This is a genomic window from Streptacidiphilus sp. MAP12-20 (assembly GCF_041262525.1).
In the GTDB taxonomy this organism is placed as follows: domain Bacteria; phylum Actinomycetota; class Actinomycetes; order Streptomycetales; family Streptomycetaceae; genus Streptacidiphilus.
Genome location: NZ_JBGCCK010000019.1, coordinates 58028 through 74887 on the forward strand (window position 1 = coordinate 58028; position 16860 = coordinate 74887).

At 72.2% G+C, this 16860-nt stretch carries 15 protein-coding genes; 3 read left to right on the forward strand and 12 right to left on the reverse strand.

Annotated elements, in window-relative coordinates:
- Positions 1–7: 7 nt before the first annotated feature.
- The 10 genes from ABIA32_RS24285 to ABIA32_RS24330 all read right to left on the reverse strand — a co-directional run bounded on the left by ABIA32_RS24285 (position 8) and on the right by ABIA32_RS24330 (position 11264).
- Positions 8–1429, reverse strand: a complete 1422-nt coding sequence (locus tag ABIA32_RS24285) for a hypothetical protein (protein ID WP_370099238.1) — start codon at positions 1427–1429, stop codon at positions 8–10.
- A 171-nt stretch (positions 1430–1600) separates the two neighbouring features.
- Entirely contained in the window at positions 1601–3298 is a 1698-nt protein-coding gene (locus ABIA32_RS24290) for a hypothetical protein (protein ID WP_370099240.1), read from the reverse strand.
- A gap of 131 nt (positions 3299–3429) precedes the next feature.
- A complete protein-coding gene (locus ABIA32_RS24295; protein ID WP_370099243.1) occupies positions 3430–4395 on the reverse strand; it encodes a hypothetical protein in 966 nt (321 codons plus the stop codon).
- A gap of 92 nt (positions 4396–4487) precedes the next feature.
- Complete coding sequence (locus tag ABIA32_RS24300) at positions 4488–5288, reverse strand: type III pantothenate kinase (protein WP_370099246.1); 801 nt, start codon at positions 5286–5288, stop codon at positions 4488–4490.
- Positions 5289–5332: 44 nt separating this feature from the next.
- Complete coding sequence (nadC, locus tag ABIA32_RS24305) at positions 5333–6289, reverse strand: carboxylating nicotinate-nucleotide diphosphorylase (RefSeq protein WP_370099249.1); 957 nt, start codon at positions 6287–6289, stop codon at positions 5333–5335.
- 224 nt (positions 6290–6513) lie between these two features.
- Positions 6514–8187 (reverse strand): L-aspartate oxidase, encoded by a 1674-nt coding sequence (locus ABIA32_RS24310; RefSeq protein WP_370099252.1) that lies wholly within the window; start codon positions 8185–8187, stop codon positions 6514–6516.
- Positions 8184–8639, reverse strand: a complete 456-nt coding sequence (gene panD, locus ABIA32_RS24315; RefSeq protein ID WP_370099255.1) for an aspartate 1-decarboxylase — start codon at positions 8637–8639, stop codon at positions 8184–8186. Before panD ends, ABIA32_RS24310 begins: the two co-directional genes overlap by 4 nt.
- A 49-nt stretch (positions 8640–8688) precedes the next feature.
- Positions 8689–9540 carry a pantoate--beta-alanine ligase gene (gene panC, locus ABIA32_RS24320; protein ID WP_370099258.1) on the reverse strand — a complete coding sequence of 284 codons (852 nt, stop codon included), beginning with the start codon at positions 9538–9540 and terminating at the stop codon, positions 8689–8691.
- Positions 9537–10475, reverse strand: a complete 939-nt coding sequence (locus ABIA32_RS24325; RefSeq protein ID WP_370099261.1) for a Rossmann-like and DUF2520 domain-containing protein — start codon at positions 10473–10475, stop codon at positions 9537–9539. Before ABIA32_RS24325 ends, panC begins: the two co-directional genes overlap by 4 nt.
- A gap of 120 nt (positions 10476–10595) precedes the next feature.
- A complete protein-coding gene (locus tag ABIA32_RS24330; protein ID WP_370099265.1) occupies positions 10596–11264 on the reverse strand; it encodes a lysophospholipid acyltransferase family protein in 669 nt (222 codons plus the stop codon).
- A gap of 107 nt (positions 11265–11371) precedes the next feature.
- Here ABIA32_RS24330 and ABIA32_RS24335 point away from each other — a divergent pair, with 107 nt between their 5' ends.
- The gene (locus tag ABIA32_RS24335; protein WP_370099267.1) at positions 11372–12514 is read left to right on the forward strand and encodes a low specificity L-threonine aldolase; all 1143 of its coding nucleotides are present in this window, start codon (positions 11372–11374) and stop codon (positions 12512–12514) included.
- Between the two features lie 165 nt (positions 12515–12679).
- Here ABIA32_RS24335 and ABIA32_RS24340 read toward each other — a convergent pair whose 3' ends face one another.
- Positions 12680–13357: a response regulator gene (locus ABIA32_RS24340; RefSeq protein WP_370099270.1), complete on the reverse strand. Its 678-nt coding sequence runs from the start codon at positions 13355–13357 to the stop codon at positions 12680–12682.
- Positions 13358–13374: 17 nt separating this feature from the next.
- The gene (locus ABIA32_RS24345; protein WP_370099273.1) at positions 13375–14553 is read right to left on the reverse strand and encodes a sensor histidine kinase; all 1179 of its coding nucleotides are present in this window, start codon (positions 14551–14553) and stop codon (positions 13375–13377) included.
- A gap of 112 nt (positions 14554–14665) precedes the next feature.
- Here ABIA32_RS24345 and ABIA32_RS24350 point away from each other — a divergent pair, with 112 nt between their 5' ends.
- Positions 14666–15688, forward strand: a complete 1023-nt coding sequence (locus ABIA32_RS24350; RefSeq protein WP_370099276.1) for an SAM-dependent methyltransferase — start codon at positions 14666–14668, stop codon at positions 15686–15688.
- Positions 15685–16836 carry an NADH-quinone oxidoreductase subunit D gene (locus ABIA32_RS24355; RefSeq protein WP_370099279.1) on the forward strand — a complete coding sequence of 384 codons (1152 nt, stop codon included), beginning with the start codon at positions 15685–15687 and terminating at the stop codon, positions 16834–16836. Before ABIA32_RS24350 ends, ABIA32_RS24355 begins: the two co-directional genes overlap by 4 nt.
- The last annotated feature ends 24 nt before the right edge of the window (positions 16837–16860 follow it).

Genomic DNA, 16860 nt, shown 5'->3' on the forward strand with positions numbered 1-16860 from the left:
ATGAAGATCAGTTGAGGTGGAGCAAGGTGGCGTCGTTGCTCCGGTTGGGGTCGAAGGACGCCACCCCACCCGGGATCGGACCGGTCTGCAGCCAGACCTTGCCCAAGGCTCCCGGAATGACCCGGTCCACCCGGACGGTCAGGCTGAAGTGGTCCACCCGGCCCGCCCAGAAGTAGTCCATGGAGCCCCAGCAGACGTACGGCCCGTGCGCGGCGACCGTCGGGTCGCCCGAGATGTGCGGCTGGCAGTTGGAGGCCCCGACGATGGTCGTCCCGGGCGGGGGTGTGACCATCGCCGCAGGCGTGCCCTCGCCGCCGCTGCGGTCGAAGAGCGAGGCGGGGCCGCGGTTGTACTCGGTGAAGTAGAAGGTGACTGTGCGGCTCTTCGCAGCCTTGGCGCTGCCGCCGGTGACTCCGAAGTCGGCCGTGTTCACGGCGTAGAGGCTGGCGATCCCGTATCCGTTCCCGCCCGGCAACGGCACGACCCCGTTGGGAGAGCCGGTCGCGCGGCCGGCCTTCAGGGTCCTCAGGCCGAGCACCGCGCCGCTGCCCCGGTGCCAGGTTGAACCGGCGACGGGGGCCGTGGCCCAACGAATCGACGGGTCGCCCTCGGTGGTCACCTGCACGTCGAGGTAGGTGTACAGGGCTTCGCGGGTGAACTGGGTACGGACGGACCGCGCCAGCGTCACCTGCTCGCCGACGCGCAGCGGGCTCTTGAAGTGGCAGAGCGCCCAGTCCTCGTAGCGGAGTCCGGCGTGAACGTAGGAGCGGTAGTCGCAGTTGCTGTAGTGGTCCACGAAGCTGAGGCCCGGCGAGATCATGAGCAGCGCCTCGCTGCTTGCCGCCCCCCGGGTCCCGTCATTGGCGAAGGTCACGGGCTCGGAGATGACCGTCCCGATCCGCTGCTTCTTGTGGTCGACCAGCGGGTTGAGCTGGTAACGGGGCCCACCCACGGTGACCTCACCCCACGCACCACGGATCGTGCCCTGCTGGGAGCTGCCGTAGACCCGGTACCACCCGGTCGCTCCCTGCTTGGCGCCCTTCAGCGCGGACAGGGTCATGCCGGTCGAGGAGCTGACGTTGTACGGCTGCTGGTTGCTGGCGCCCCAGAACATGTCCGGGCAGGTGGCGACGAGCCCCTGCGCGGTGCAGTTGCCGGAGAAGGTCACCGTCGCGACCTTGGCGAGGCCGCGGGCATCGATGACGACCACGGCGTCGTTGACGTTGACGTTCTTCTGGTTGGCGGTCCACTGCCAGTTCGTCTGGGCGGTCCCCGGCGCGGCCGGGAGGGCCGTCTCGATGGGCGTCGCCAGCGTGACCACGGGTTTGGGCGCCGTGGTGGCGTCGGCGGCGCCCGCCCCCATGCCGAAGGCCAGCGCGGCGGCAGCCGTCGCAAGGGCGACGGCGCGGTGGACAGAAGATCGCTTCACAAGCCCCCCTCAATTCAAGAAATCAGGGGCACTCTAGGCCGCGCTACAACGCCCACAAATGGACAGGTCAGGACACTCGCCCGCAAAGAACAAGCCATCTCTTACCGGAGTCATGTCGTCCCGTCCCGGCCCATTTGTGCTGGTCGATCTTCTCTGAGCGCCGACGCGGACTCAGCTGTGGCTGCCCGCACCCGACCTGCGGCGTCGGGTCAGCGCGACCGCCCCCGCACCCAGAGCAATCGCCGCGGCACCGGCGGCGACCAGCGGCAGGGCGTCGGAGCCGCCACCGGTGTGCGCCAGACCGCCGCCGGGGGCGGCAGAGGCGGAGGCGGAGGCCGGGTGGGTCGGCGAGGCGGAGGCCGTCGGGGTGGCGGAGGACGCGATCGTGGCGGTCACCTTGAAGACGGCCAGATTGTTGTCCGGGGTGTTGTCCGCCGGCTGGCCGATCGCGACGACCAGGCCCTCGGCCGCGTTCAGTCGGCTGGTCGGCTTGAGCCGGAACGCGAAGTCCGCCTCCTGCCCAGGCTGCAGCACGCGGGTGACGGCGCAGACGTAGACCGCCGACGGGTCGATGACGCGACCGCCACTGCTCGCCAGCGCCCGCGCCTGAGCGCGTTGGAACGCCGGAGAACGGGTCGACGCACCGCCGGCCTTCGTGCCGTCGACGCAGCCGGTGGGGGCCGACGCGACGCTGACGCCCTTGGGCAGGATCACGGCGATCGCAGCCGTGACCTTCGGGTCGCCCTCCAGGGCGCGGGTCGGCACCAGACCCGCGTTCCGGACGCCGAAGGAGGCGGTCACCGGCCTGCCGACCGTGCCGTGCACGTCGTGCGCGACCGCCGCGACGTCGTCCTTCGTGATGAGGCGCAGCTCGGACATGCCCACGTTGTTGTCGTAGTTGATGTCCAGCGTGCGCGGTTGTACTGCGGGGGACGCCACCGGGACCAGCGTCAGCGCGGCTCCGGTGCCGGCCTTTCCGCCGCCGAAGGTGGAGTCGATGGGCCCGCCCTTCACGTCCCACGCGTACAGCAGCTCTCCCGGGCCGGTGACTATCGGGCCCGCGGTCACCGGCACGTCGGCGCTGAGGCGGTAGGCCTGCCCCGGCTTGACGACGGTGTCGAAGCGGCAGACGACGCCCGCGCCGGTGTCCCCGGGCTGACCGGAGGTGACGCCGTAGGCGCAGTTGCTGTAGTTGCCGGAGCTACCACCGACTCGATAGTCGTCGCCCATGGCGCCGAGGTAGAGCATCACGCCGCCGGTGGCGTCCCGGTCCCCGACGTTGACGACGGTCGGGTTGACCGCCGTGCCCTGCTGCTTCGTCACGCTCAGCACGGCCGGCAGCGGACGCGCCGCCAGGTCCGGTCCGTCACCGATGACGACGGCGGTGCTGAGGTCGCTCTTGGGCTCGATCGGGTCCAGAGCGGCGTCGGCCGCCGTCGCGGTGACGACGACCGAACCGCGCGCGCCCGCCGCCACGCCGGGAGCCGAGCGCATGCCGAAGGTGAGCACCCCGATCAGATCCACGGAGCCGAGGGCACAGCTCGCGTGGAGCTTGGCCGCGTCGGTGAAGGCGCAGTTCTTGGGCAGCGAGAGCTCGACCAGGCCTGCTGCCCTGCTCGCGTCGACGTTCACCTTGACCCCGGTCGCCGAGGGGCCCGCGTTGACGACGTTCACGGTCAGCGGGTGGAAGGTCTGCGCGGGCGCCCCGCTCGACTGCGGGAGCAGCGTGACCTGCGGGCTGGAGAGCACGACGCCGAGGACCGACCCGCCGGAGGCGCCCGCGGGGAGGGCCGTCAGGCCGCCGGATATGACTACGGCGGCGGCGACGGCCCCGAGACGGACCGCCCCCCGCGTGCGTGCGAACGCCATGTGTGGTTCCTGGTGAGGACGAGGTGAGAAGAGGTCAAGATCCAAACACCTCGGGGAACCCGCAGGCTAGGGGGGTGGCCCGAACGTTATCTGTGAATCCCCTGGCAGGCGGCGCTCAGGGGAGCCGGCGCTCAGCCGGTGCCGGTGGCGAGCTCCTCGTCCTGGTCGCCGGCCGGGCGGACGCCGCGCGGGAACAGGTCGCCCGGCGTGGGGATCGGACGCACCGGACGCGCGGAGGCGGGTGCCTTCGGATTCTGGGCCGGGGCCTGGGGCTGGCCGTGCGGTTGGGACGCCGGGGCGGTGTGCTCGGTGCTCTTGCTCATGGCGATCGTTCCTCCTCGACGGGCGGGCAGGGGATACGACTCTGCGCGGGTCTTGTCGCGCAGCCTGGTCGGGCGGTTCGCACGCGCGAAGTCCGCCACCTTCCCCCCGATCGACACGCTCGCGATCCGCGGCGGCCGCGGGATCTCCAGCGCCTGACCCACCGGCGCCTCACTCGCTGACACAGGCTGCGGCTGCCCCTGCGGCTGCGACTTCGACTGCTCCGACTGACGCGCGATCACCTGACGCTCCGCCACCTGCCCGGCCGCCACCGGCAGCTCGGGCGCCGCGCGCGGCGCGGCCAGGGCGAAGACGGGCGACCCGTCGAGCCGACGCCGCACGCTCGCCTCCGCGAGCTCCGCGCAGCGCTGTCGCAGCAGCGTCCGGCGGGCGCGTTCGGCCTGCGCGCAGGGCAGCGCGCTGACCGCGCGCAGCGCGGTGAGGTCGTCGGAGTCCGGCAGGTAACCGTCGGCGACGGCCTCCTCCAGCCGTTCCAGGTAACCCGAGGCGCTTCCCGGCAGGGCGGCGCGGTAACGGACCAGCTCGGCGAGCGCGAACGCACGCATCCGACCCCCCTCGTGCACCGCCTCGTCGATCGCCTCGGACAGCCGGAGGACGTCCTGGACGTCCTCCACCCAGGCGGCACGGGCGGACCCGTCCGGTCTGGCGTCGGCGCCGATCGGTGGATTGAGGACGTGGGCGAGGGCCCGCCGGAGGACCCGCAGCTCATCCGCGCTGAAGGCCATGCCGCCGCGCGACCCGTGAGGCGTAGGCATGGGACGACTGTACGTAGCGAAAAGGGAAAATCGGATGAACCACGAGCATTTCGGCGGGTCGTCCGAATAAAGCCAGCCGTTCGGCGGCGTACTTACTGCTGGCTGGTGGCGGCCGCGGTGTTCCGCTCGTAGACGAGCCGGAGACCGATCAGGGTCAGCCAGGGCTCGTGCACGTCGATGCTGGTCGCCTCGCCGAGCACCAGCGGGGCGAGCCCGCCGGTCGCGATGACCTGGACCTCGTCCGGGTTCTCGGACAGCTCCGCGGCCATCCGGTTCACTATCCCGTCCACCTGCCCGGCGAAGCCGAAGAGCACGCCCGACTGCATCGCCTCGACGGTGTTCTTGCCGATGACGCTGCGCGGCCGGGTGACCTCGATCTTCCGCAGCATCGCGCCACGCACGCCGAGCGCCTCGACCGAGATCTCGATGCCCGGCGCGATCGCACCGCCGACGAAGTCGCCGCGCTCGTTGACGGCGTCGAAGCTGGTCGCGGTACCGAAGTCGACGATGATGCAGGGGCCGCCGTACAGGTGCTTGGCCGCCAGCGTGTTGACGATCCGGTCGGTGCCGACCTCCTTCGGGTTGTCGGTCAGCACGTGCACGCCGGTCTTGACGCCCGGCTCGACCAGCACGGCCGGGACGTCGCCGTAGTAACGCCGCGTCACCTCGCGCAGCTCGTGCAGGACGGTCGGGACCGTGCAGCAGATCGCCAGGCCGTCGACGGACCCGGTCCGCAGCATCGGGTGGGCGCCCATGAGCCCCTGGATCAACACGGCCAACTCGTCCGCGGTGCGGCGCGGATCGGTGGAGACCCGCCAGTGCTCGACGATCTCTTCACCGTCGAAGAGACCGAGCACGGTGTGGGTGTTGCCGACGTCGATCGTGAGCAGCATGGGCGCGCGCCGTTCGTGGTGGGTGAGAGGGACAGGCGGGAGGACTATCCGCGCAGGTCGAGACCGATGTCAAGGATGGGCGAGGAGTGCGTCAGCGCGCCCACCGCGAGGTAGTCGACGCCGGTCTCGGCGACGGCGCGGGCGTTCGCCAGGGTCAGCCCGCCGGAGGACTCCAGCTTGGCCCGACCCGCGACCAGGGCGACGGCCTCGCGCAGCTCGGCCACGGTGAAGTTGTCGAGCAGGATCAGGTCCGCGCCGGCCTCCAGGACGGGCGGGATCTGGGCGAGGGTGTCGACCTCGACCTCGACCGCGAGGTCGGGGTAGGCGGCGCGCACGGCCTTGAACGCCTCGGCGACGCCGCCGGCGGCGACGACGTGGTTGTCCTTGACGAGCGCGGCGTCGGACAGCGCCATCCGGTGGTTGGCGCCGCCGCCGCAGCGGACGGCGTACTTCTCCAGCGCTCGCAGGCCGGGGGTGGTCTTCCGGGTGTCCCGCACGACGGCGCCGGTGCCGCCCAGGGCGTCGGCCCAGGCGCGGGTGGCGGTGGCGATGCCGGACAGGTGGCAGAGCAGGTTGAGCGCGGAGCGCTCGGCGGTGAGCAGGTCGCGGGTCCGCGTGGTCACGCTGAGCAGGACCGTGCCCGCGGCGACGGACGCGCCGTCCTCGACGTGACGCTCGACGGAGAACTCCTCCTCCGCGACGAGCGAGATCACCGCCTCCGCGACCCGGAGGCCCGCGACGACCCCGGCCTCGCGCGCGACGAAGTCGGCGGTCGCGACGGCGTCGGCCGGCACGGTGGCGACGGACGTGACGTCCTCTCCCCCGGCGAGGTCCTCGGCGAGCGCGAGCGTGGCGATGTCCTCGACCTCGACGGGGTCCAGCCCGGCGCTTTCCAGCAGCGCGGCGAGCTCGGGGTCAAGGCCGGTTTCGTACTCTCCCTCACCGCAGGCGCAGCCGTCGCCGCAGCCGTCGACGATTTCGAGTTCTTCGTGGGTATGCACGGACGGTTCCTTTTACTGAGAGGGGAAGTTGCACTACGAGGGGCGCGGGGCTCTACCGATTTGCGGCTACGCCGCGGGGGCGCGACCGGTCACGACGGAGGCCAGGTTGCACCACTAGGGGCGCGGGGAACTGCGCGACAAGCCACCCTGGGACGTAGCGCGCCGAACGAGCAGGGCCATCCGCACTCGGTGGTTGCTCGCGCAGTTCCCCGCGCCCTGGGTGGTCACGGGTTGCTCACCTGCAGATGGCCATCCGTCAAGGTCGTGACCAAGTGCCGCTGCCACTTCTCGTCGTCCCGGTCGGGGAAGTCCTCGCGCCAGTGGCATCCGCGCGTCTCCTCGCGGAGCAACGCGGCAGCGGCCAGCGCCGAAGAGACCAAGTGCAGGTTGGTCGCCTCCCAGGTCTCCACCTGCGGGGGTTCCGTCTTCTCCGGGTTCGGCCCCGAGAGGGCCGCCAGGCCCTCCGTCGCTTCGGCCATGCTGTCTGCGTTCCGCAGCACGCCGACACCCCGCGTCATCACCCGCTGGATCTCCGCCCGCGCCTCGGCGGCCAGCAGCGGCACGATCTCCACCGGGCGGGTGGCGTCCTCGTGACGCGGTGCCAGCTTGCCCAGCCGGTCCCGCTCGATGATGTCCGCGGCGATCCGCTCCGCGAAGACCAGGCCCTCCAGCAGCGAGTTCGACGCCAGTCGGTTCGCGCCGTGGACGCCCGTGCAGGCGACCTCGCCGCACGCGTACAGACCCGAGACGGAGGTGTGCCCGCGCAGGTCGGTCCGCACGCCGCCCGAGGCGTAGTGCGCGGCCGGGGCCACCGGGATCAGTTCCGTGACCGGGTCGATCCCGTGCGAGCGGCAGGAGGCGAGGATCGTCGGGAAGCGCTCCTCCCACATCTCCGCGCCGAAGTGCCGGCCGTCGAGGAACATGTGCTCCGCGCCGGTCTCGTGCATCCGCCGCATGATGCCCTTGGCGACGATGTCGCGCGGCGCGAGCTCGCCGAGCTCGTGCTGGCCGACCATGAAGCGCACGCCGTCCGCGTCCACCAGGTACGCGCCCTCGCCGCGGACCGCCTCGGAGATCAGCGGCTGCTGGCCCTCCGCCTCCGGGCCGAGCCACAGCACCGTCGGGTGGAACTGCACGAACTCCAGGTCCGCGACCTCCGCACCCGCCCGCAGCGCCAGCGCGACGCCGTCGCCCGTCGAGACCGCTGGGTTGGTCGTCGCGGAGAAGACCTGGCCCAGGCCGCCCGTCGCCAGCACGACCGCGCGCGCGTGGACCGCGCCGACGCCGTCGCGCTGGCCCTCGCCCATCACGTGGAGCGTCAGCCCCGCCGTGCGGCCCTCGGCATCCGTCAGCAGGTCCAGCACCAGCGCGTGCTCGATCAGCTCCACGCCCTCGTCGTCCCGCACGTCCCGCACCGCCGAGACCAGCGCGCGGGATATCTCCGCGCCCGTCGCATCGCCGCCGGCGTGGGCGATGCGGCGGCGGTGGTGGCCGCCTTCGCGGGTGAGCATGATCTCGCCGTCGCCGTCGCGGTCGAAGTCCGCGCCCGTGGCCATCAGGCGGCGCACCGCGTCCGGACCCTCGGTCACCAGCGTCCGGACCGCTTCCTCGTCGCAGAGGCCCGCGCCGGCGACGAGGGTGTCCTCGAGGTGCTGCTCGGGGGTGTCGCCGTCCCCCAGCGCCGCGGCGATGCCGCCCTGCGCCCAGCGGGTCGAGCCGTCGTCCAGCATCGCCTTCGTGACGACCAGCACCCGCAACCCGGCGGCGCGCACGCGCAGCGCCGTGGTCAGCCCGGCCACGCCGGAGCCGACGACGACCACGTCCGTGGTCCTCGTCCAGCCGGGGGCCGGGGCGGCGAGCCTGCGCACCGATACCGGTGGCTTGGCCATGACGGTCATGACTGACTCCGTACTGCGTAGGCGGGCTGCGCCGCGACCGTCCCGATCGCGTCGCCCCGCGTCAGACCGCTGCCCTCTGGGGCAGCGGCGGCGTCCGCGCCGGTGTGGGTGATCCGGTTCTCGCGGTCAACGAAGACGATACGCGGCGTGTACGCGCGCGCCTCGGCGTCCTCCATCTGCCCGTAGGCGATGAGGATGACCAGGTCGCCGGGGTGGACCAGGCGGGCCGCCGCGCCGTTGATGCCGATCACGCCGGTGCCGCGCGCGCCGGCGATCGTGTAGGTCTCCAGACGGGCGCCGTTGTCGATGTCGACGATGTGGACCAGCTCACCGGGCAGGATGTCGGCGGCGTCGAGCAGGTCCTCGTCCACGGTGACCGAGCCGACGTAGTGCAGGTCGGCCTGGGTGACGGTGGCCCGGTGGATCTTGGACTTGAGCATCGTGCGGATCATGAGTGGTCACGTCTCCTGTGGAAGTACATGCCGGGGGTTCGGACGGGCGTCAGAACCGGATGCGGACGTTGTCGATGAGCCGGGTCGACCCCACCTTGGCGGCGACGGCCAGCACGGCCTCGCCGGTGAAGTCGTCCCTGTCGATCTCGGTGAAGTCGGACGGGTCGATCAGCCCGAGGTAGTCGAGGGCGATACCGCTCCCCGCCTCTTCAAGTACTGACGACGCCGTCTTCCGCACCGCCGACGGATCGGCACCCGCCGCGCGGGCGTCGCGCCCGGCGAAGAGCGCGCGGGAGAGCGCGAGCGCGCGCTTCCGCTCCTCGGCGGAGAGGAAGCGGTTGCGGCTGGACAGGGCCAGTCCGTCCGCCTCGCGGACGGTCGGCACGCCCACGATCTCCACCGGGAAGTTGAGGTCGGCCACCATGCGCCGGATCAGGGCCAGCTGCTGCCCGTCCTTCTCGCCGAAGAAGGCCAGGTCGGGGGCGGTGAGATGGAGCAGCTTGGCGACAACGGTGAGCATCCCGTCGAAGTGTCCCGGCCGCGATACGCCCTCGTAGCCCGCGCCCATCGGCCCGGCGCTGAGCCGGACCTGCGGCTCACCGCCGGGGTAGACCTCCGCGACGGAGGGCGCGAAGACCAGGTCCGCGCCGGAGTCCCCGGCGAGCACCAGGTCGGCCTCCAGCGTGCGCGGATAGCGATCCAGATCCGCGGCCTCGCCGAACTGCAGCGGGTTCACGAAGATGGTGACGACGACCGTCCCGTCCCGTCCCGCGCGCTCGCGGGCGGCGCGGATCAGCGTGGCGTGGCCCTCGTGCAGAGCGCCCATGGTCATCACCACCGCGCGGCGCGCCCCGCGGCGGGAGACCGCGAGCTCGCGGGCGGTGTTCACCAGGAAGGTCATCGGTTCTCCTCCGCGAGGGCGTCCAGCAGGGCCTCGGCGGCCTCGGGCTTGAGCATCCCGTTGGCCAGCGCGCGGTCGGCGGTGGCGCGGGCCATGGCCCGGTAGGTGTCCAGCAATTGCGGGGTTGTGCGGTGCAATTCGCCGATGTGTGTCCGCACGGTGCCGGCGTCGCCGCGCGCGACCGGGCCGGTCAGGGCGGCGTCCCCGGCGCGCAGCGTGTTGTCGAGCGCCGCGCCCAGCAGCGGGCCGAGCATCCGGCCCGGCTCGGCGACGCCGGCCAGCGCCAGCAGCTCCATCGACTGCGCGACGAGCGTGACCAGGTGGTTCGAGCCGTGCGCCAGGGCCGTGTGGTAGAGCGGGCGGGCCGCCTCGGGGATCCACTCGGGCTCGCCGCCCATCTCCACGACCAGCGCCTCGGCCACCGGCCGCAGCTCCTCCGGCGCGGTCACGCCGAACGGGCAGCCGGCCAGCCTGGCGACGTCGACGCTGGTCCCGGTGAAGGTCATCGCCGGGTGCAGGGCCAGCGGCAGTGCCCCGGCCCGGGTGGCGGGTTCGAGCACCGCGATGCCCTGGGCGCCGGAGGTGTGTGCGAGCAATTGCCCCGGCCGGACCGCACCGGTTGCGGCAAGCCCCGCGACGAGGTCGGCGAGCGCGTCGTCGGGGACGGTCAGCAGCACGAGGTCGGCGGCGGCCATCACCTGCGGCGGGGTGACCAGCCGTACCCCCGGCAGCAGTGCGTTCGCGCGCCGCTGCGACGCGAGGGAGACACCGGAGGCCGCGACCACCTTGTGCCCGGCGTACTGCAGCGCCGCCCCCAGCGCGGGACCGACCCGCCCGGTGCCGATGACGCCGACGGCGAGCCGCGCGGGCCGGTTGTCCGGCGCGGCCGGATCGGGGTCGCCGAAGACAGGCAGCCCGAAGTCGTCAGTGCTCATTGCTCACGCCTCACAGCGGTGCTCTTTCCGTTCCAGTCCCGGAGGGGGGTACCAGACGTTCCGAGTCAGTTTACGGCGGGACGGCGGGGTGACGCTGTGGCGTGCGCTACGTTGCGCGCCCTACGCCGCCTTCGGCGGCTCGTTGTAGACGTCGGCGCGGGGCTGGGCCGAGAGCGCGTGGATGGCGTCCATGATCTCGTCGGTCACCGCGCGACGGACCGGACCGACGGGCGTGACCCCGATCCGGTCGGAGAAGTCGAGCGGCTCGCCGAACCGGATGGTCACCCGGCGGATGCGCGGCAACAGCTTGCCCACCGGCTGGATCCGCTCGGTCCCGGTCAGCGCCACCGGCACCACGGGCGCGCCAGACGCCAGCGCCAGCCAGGCCACGCCGGTGCGCCCCCGGTAGAGCCGCCCGTCGCGCGAGCGGGTGCCCTCCGGATAGATCCCGAAGGCACCACCCTCCTGGAGTACAGCGAGCCCCGCGTCGAGCGAGGCCTGCGCCGAACGGTGGGTGCCGCGCTCGACCGGGATGGAGTCCATCGCGGAGAAGAAGACCTTGGTGAACCAGCCCTTGAACCCCGTGCCGGTGAAGTACTCCGCCTTGGCCAGAAACGACACCGGACGCGGCGCGAGCAACGGGATGACCGCGCTGTCGATGGCGGCGAGGTGGTTGCTGGCGATGATGACGGCGCCGCGCTTGGGGACGTTCTCGCGTCCCACAACGACCGGCCGGTAGATCATCCGCGCCAAGGGGGACAACACCAACTTGGCGAGCGCTTGGGACACGGTTCCTCCGGAGTCGACTGACGGGCGCTGCGGATCGTACGTCATCAGCGGGGGCGACGGGAGCTCCGTCCGCGCGAGGACGCGGGGTCGTCTGAGAGGGTGACCGCATGGCAGACGTAGACGAAAGCTCCCTCGCAGACCCGGCCACCGACCCCGCCGAGCGCCGTTTCACCGCAGTGCGCGGCTGCGAACGACAGCTGTCGGGCGTGCGCCCGCAGAGCCTGGCCGAACGCCTGGCCGACCTGGCCGGCGACGCGGGCCGCGCCGCGTTCGACCTGGACGGACGCTCCGACGTCTACGGTGACGGCATCGTCGCCGCGCTGGAGGACCGCGTCGCCGATCTCCTCGGCACGGACGCGGCGGCGTACTTCCCGACCGGGACGATGGCGCAGCAGGTCGCCCTGCGCTGCTGGGCCGAACGGACGGGCAACCCGCTGGTCGCGATGCACCCGCTGGCCCACCCCGAGGTCCACGAGCGCCACGCCTACGCCCAGCTCAGCGGCCTGCGCAGCGTCTGGCCGACGAACGCGCCCCGCCTGCCGACGGCGACCGAGGTCGCCGACTGCGACGAGCCGTTCGGCACGCTGATGCTGGAGCTGCCGCTGCGCGACGCGGGCTTCGTCCTGCCGGAGTGGGCGGAGCTGCAGGCGACGGTCCAGGCGGCGCGCGACCGCGACGCGGTGGTGCACTTCGACGGCGCGCGGCTGTGGGAGACGACGGCGCACTTCGGCGTCCCGCTGCGGGAGGTCGCGGAGCTGGCGGACTCGGTCTACGTCTCCTTCTACAAGACCCTCGGCGGCGTCAGCGGCGCGGCGCTGGCCGGCCCCGCGGACTTCATCGCCCAAGCGAAGGCCTGGCGGCACCGCTACGGCGGCCAGCTGTTCCAGCAGTGGCCTGCCGCGCTCTCCGCCCTGGTCGGGCTGGACCGGGAGTTGCCGCGGCTGGACGAGTACGTCGCGCACGCGAAGACGGTGGCTCTCGCTCTCGCCGCCGCCCCTGGCTCCCGAATCCATCCTTCGGTGCCGATGACCCACCAGTTCCAGTTCTGGCTCCCCTTCACGGCGGACGAACTGAACGAGGCGACGCTCCGTCAGGCGGAGGAGTCGAAGCGCGTGCTGTTCGGCGGCTGGCGGGATTCCGCCGTCCCGGGCCACGCGCTGACGGAGATCACGGTGGCAGGCCCGGCACTGGAGTGGTCCCCGGAGGACATCGCCAAGGCTTTGACGGAGTTCCTTCTGCAGCTCGGATGAACGATCAGGGGCGCGGGGAACTGCGCGAGCAACCACCCTATGCGGATGGCCCTGCGCGTTGAGGACCATCGGCACGTCAGTGGCTTGTCGCGCAGTTCCCCGCGCCCCTGGAGGTGCAACTGGCCCTCCGCTGTGACCTGTCGCGCCCGCGCCCCCGGCGGGGACTTACCCGCGTGCCTGAACGATGCCCGTCTCGTAGGCCAGCACGACCGCCTGAACTCGATCCCGGAGATCCAGCTTGGTCAGGATCCTGCCGACGTGGGTCTTCACCGTCGCCTCCGAGAGACCGAGGCCCTCCGCGATCTCGCCGTTGGAGAGCCCCTGGGCCACCAGCAGCAGGACCTCGCGCTCCCGTTCCGTCAGCCGCTCCAGCTCCGGGGGCAGCTTCGCTGCCACCGCGGCCGGCAGTACAGCCGTAAAGCGGTCGATCATGCGTCGCGTCGTCGTCGGCGCGACCACCGCCTCGCCGCTGCTGACCGCGCGGATCGCCGCGACCAGTTCGACCGGCGGGACGTCCTTCAGCAGGAAGCCGCTCGCGCCCGCCTTCAGCGCCGAGAACGCGTACTCGTCCAGGTCGAAGGTGGTCAGGATCAGCACCCTCGGCACCGCCGCCAGCCGCGTCGCCGGGTCACAGATGCGGCGCGTCGCCTCGACGCCGTCGAGCCGCGGCATCCGGACGTCCATCAGGACCACGTCGACCTCGGTGTCCGCCAGGATCTCCAGCGCCTGGGCGCCGTCGCCCGCCTCCGCGACGATCTCGATGTCGCTCTGCGACTGCAGCACCATGCGGAAGCCGGTGCGCAGCAGCTCCTGGTCGTCGACGAGCATGATTCGGACGGTCACGAAGGACACACTGCCTTTCAGTTACGGGAAGCACCCAGCGGAAGCACGGCCTTGATCCGGAAGCCGCCGCCGACCCTCGGGCCCGCGTCCAGGCTGCCACCGACCATACCGACGCGCTCACGCATGCCGATCAGGCCGTGGCCGAAGCCGTCCTCGCCGCCTTCGCGGGCCAGCGCCGCGCTCGCGCCGCGGCCGTCGTCCTCGATGACCATGGCGAGGTCGCCGTCCTCGAAGCTGATCCGCACCGTCGCGCTGGCCTGCGGGCCACCGTGCTTGCGGGCGTTGGTCAGCGCCTCCTGGACGATGCGATACGCCGTCAGCTCCACGCCGCGCGGCAGCGGCCTGGGCTCGCCCTCGACCTGGAACTCGACCGGCAGGCCCGCGCTGCGGACCTGCTCCAGCAGGTCCGGCAGCTGCTCGACGCCCGGCTGCGGGACGTACTCGCCCGCCGTGTCCGCGCTGCGCAGCAGGCCCAGCAGGCGGCGCATCTCGGTCAGCGCCTGGCGGCCGGTGCCGGCGATCGTGGCGAGCGCCTCCTTGGCCTGCTCGGGCGAGGAGTCCATCACGTAGGAGGCGCCGTCGGCCTGGACGATCATCACCGAGACGTTGTGCGCCACCACGTCGTGCAGCTCACGCGCGATCCGCGCGCGCTCCGCCGCGACGGCGACCTTGGCCTGCGCGTCGCGTTCGCGCTCCAGCCGCGCGGCGCGGTCCTCGAGCTCCAGGTAGTAGGCCCGGCGGATGCTGGTGAAGCGGCCGAGCACCCAGCTCAGCACGAACGGGGTCGAGGCGAGCACCGCGTACGCGATGATCGACGGGCGGGACATCACGTTGTGGTTGAACGAGATGACCGCGAGCGGCCCGGCCGCGAAGCCGAGCATCAGCGCGGCCCGGGAGGTCCACGGCTTGCCGAACGCGGCCGCGCCGTAGCCGAGCACCAACAGCGCCATGTCGGCGGCGTAGATGTTGTGGGCGTACGCGAGCTGGACGAAGGCGATCGCCGCTCCCGCCCAGAGCACCGCGTCCGGGTAGATCCGGCGCACGCAGAGCAGGCCGCAGAGCCCGACCGAGAGCAACAGTTGGCCGACGCTGCGATCCGCGACCATCTGCGGCACCGACAGCAGGAGCAGCAGCAGCGCCCACGCGGTGTCGGACACCGTGGGGTGGCGGCGGAACCAGCTGTAGAGGAGTTGCACGCTTCCAGATTAGGCAGGGCCGGAGGGTCCGACCGTCCATCGCCGGGGGGACTCCGGTCTCCTCCGCAAGTCGGAGTTGGTTGCCAACGGCACCCGCTGGGAGGGTAGGGGCATGGGCTATCTGCGATGGCGTCAGGCGATGGAGCGGGCCCTCTACGGGCCGGACGGCTTCTTCGTGCGCGCGGGCGCGGGGCCGGCCGGGCACTTCCGCACCTCCGTGCACGCCTCCCCGCTGTTCGCGGGGGCGGTGCTGCGGCTGGTCCAGTGGGTGGACGAGGGGCTGGGCCGTCCGGACGAGCTCGTCGTCTGCGACGTGGGCGCGGGGCGCGGAGAACTGCTGGTCGCGCTGGGCGCGCAGGCGCGGCGGCAGGACCCCGGGCTGGCCAACCGGCTGACGCTGCGGGCCGTGGAGCGGGCCGAGCGTCCTGAGTCCCTGCCCGGCTGGGTCGAGTGGACGGACCGGATCGCGCCGATCGACGCGGGACTGCTCTTCGCCAACGAGTGGCTGGACAACGTGCCGTGCGAGGTCATGGGGCTGGACGAGGAGGGTGTGGCCCGGTACGTGCTGGTCGATCCGCTGACCGGGGACGAGCAGCTGGGCGGCGTCCTCTCGGACGAGGACGGCCGGTGGCTGGAGACCCAGTTCAAGCCCCTTCCGGAGCGGGCCGAGCTCGGTCTGCCCAGGGACCGGGCCTGGGCGGAGGCGGTGTCCACCCTCGGGCGCGGCCTCGCCGTCGCCGTCGACTACGCCCACACCCGCGCGACCCGTCCCCCCTACGGGACGCTCACCGGCTATCGGGCCGGGCAGCAGGTCGCGCCCGTGCCGGACGGCTCCTGCGACCTGACCGCGCACGTCGCCCTCGACGCCTGCCTCGACGCCGCGGCCACAACGAATCCCCGCGTCACCCACAGCCTGTGGACGACGCAGCGCGAGGCGCTGCGCGCGCTGGGGGTCTCCGGGGAGCGCCCGCCGCTCGCCCTCGCGTCGAGCGACCCCGTCGGCTATGTCCGGGCACTGGCCGCCGCCGGGGAGGCGGCGGAACTGACCGCCCTCGGCGGGCTGGGTTCGTTCCTGTGGGGCGCACAGGCTGTGGACATGGGACTCCCGGCGGGATGGCAGACTCTCTCCCCATGAGGGAGACGACGGTCGGCATCGGCGCAGGGGCCACGGAGCTGGGCACCAGCGACATGGTGCTGAACATCGGCCCGCAGCACCCGAGCACGCACGGCGTGCTGCGGCTGCGGCTGCGGCTGGACGGCGAGCTGATCACCGAGGCGGAGCCGGTCATCGGCTACATGCACCGCGGCGCGGAGAAGCTCTTCGAGGCCCGCGACTACCGGCAGATCATCATGCTGGCCAACCGCCACGACTGGCTCTCCGCCTTCGCCAACGAGCTGGGCGTCGTGCTCTCGGTCGAGCGGATGCTCGGCATGGAGGTCCCGGCGCGGGCGACCTGGACCCGGACGATGCTGGCCGAGCTGAACCGGGTGCTCAACCACCTCATGTTCCTCGGCTCCTACCCGCTGGAGCTGGGCGGCATCACGCCGATCTTCCACGCGTTCGAGGAGCGGGAGCGGTTGCAGGCCGTGCTGGAGGAGGCCTCCGGCGGGCGGATGCACTTCATGTTCAACCGCGTCGGCGGCCTGAAGGAGGACCTGCCGGCCGGCTGGTACGGGCGGGTCCGCGGCGTGGTCGCGGCGGTGCGGAAGAAGTGCGAGGTCTTCGACCGGCTGGTGATGGGCAATGAGATCTTCCGGGCCCGGACGCGCGGAGTCGGCGTGCTGTCGCCCGAGCTGGTGCACTCCTACGGCGTGAGCGGGCCGATCGCGCGCGCCTCGGGCGTGGACTTCGACCTGCGTCGTGACGAGCCGTACCTCGCCTACGGCGAGCTGGCGGACGTGCTGCGGGTGCCGGTGCGGCAGAGCGGCGACTGCCTGGCCCGCTTCGAGTGCCTGCTGGAGCAGCTCCACAACAGCCTGGACCTGGCGGACGCCTGCCTGGACCGGATCGCCGAGCTGCCGCCGGGGCCGATCAACCAGCGCCTGCCGAAGGTGCTGAAGGCACCCGAGGGCGCGACCTACGCGTGGACCGAGAACCCGCTCGGGATCAACGGCTACTACCTGGTCTCGCGCGGCGACAAGACACCGTGGCGGCTGAAGCTGCGCTCGGCGTCGTTCAACAACCTGCAGGTGCTGAGCGAGATCCTGCCCGGGACGCTGGTCTCGGACATGGTCGCGATCCTGGGCTCGATGTTCTTCGTCGTCGGCGACGTCGACAAGTAGCCGTCCCGCGGTCCCGCGTAGGCG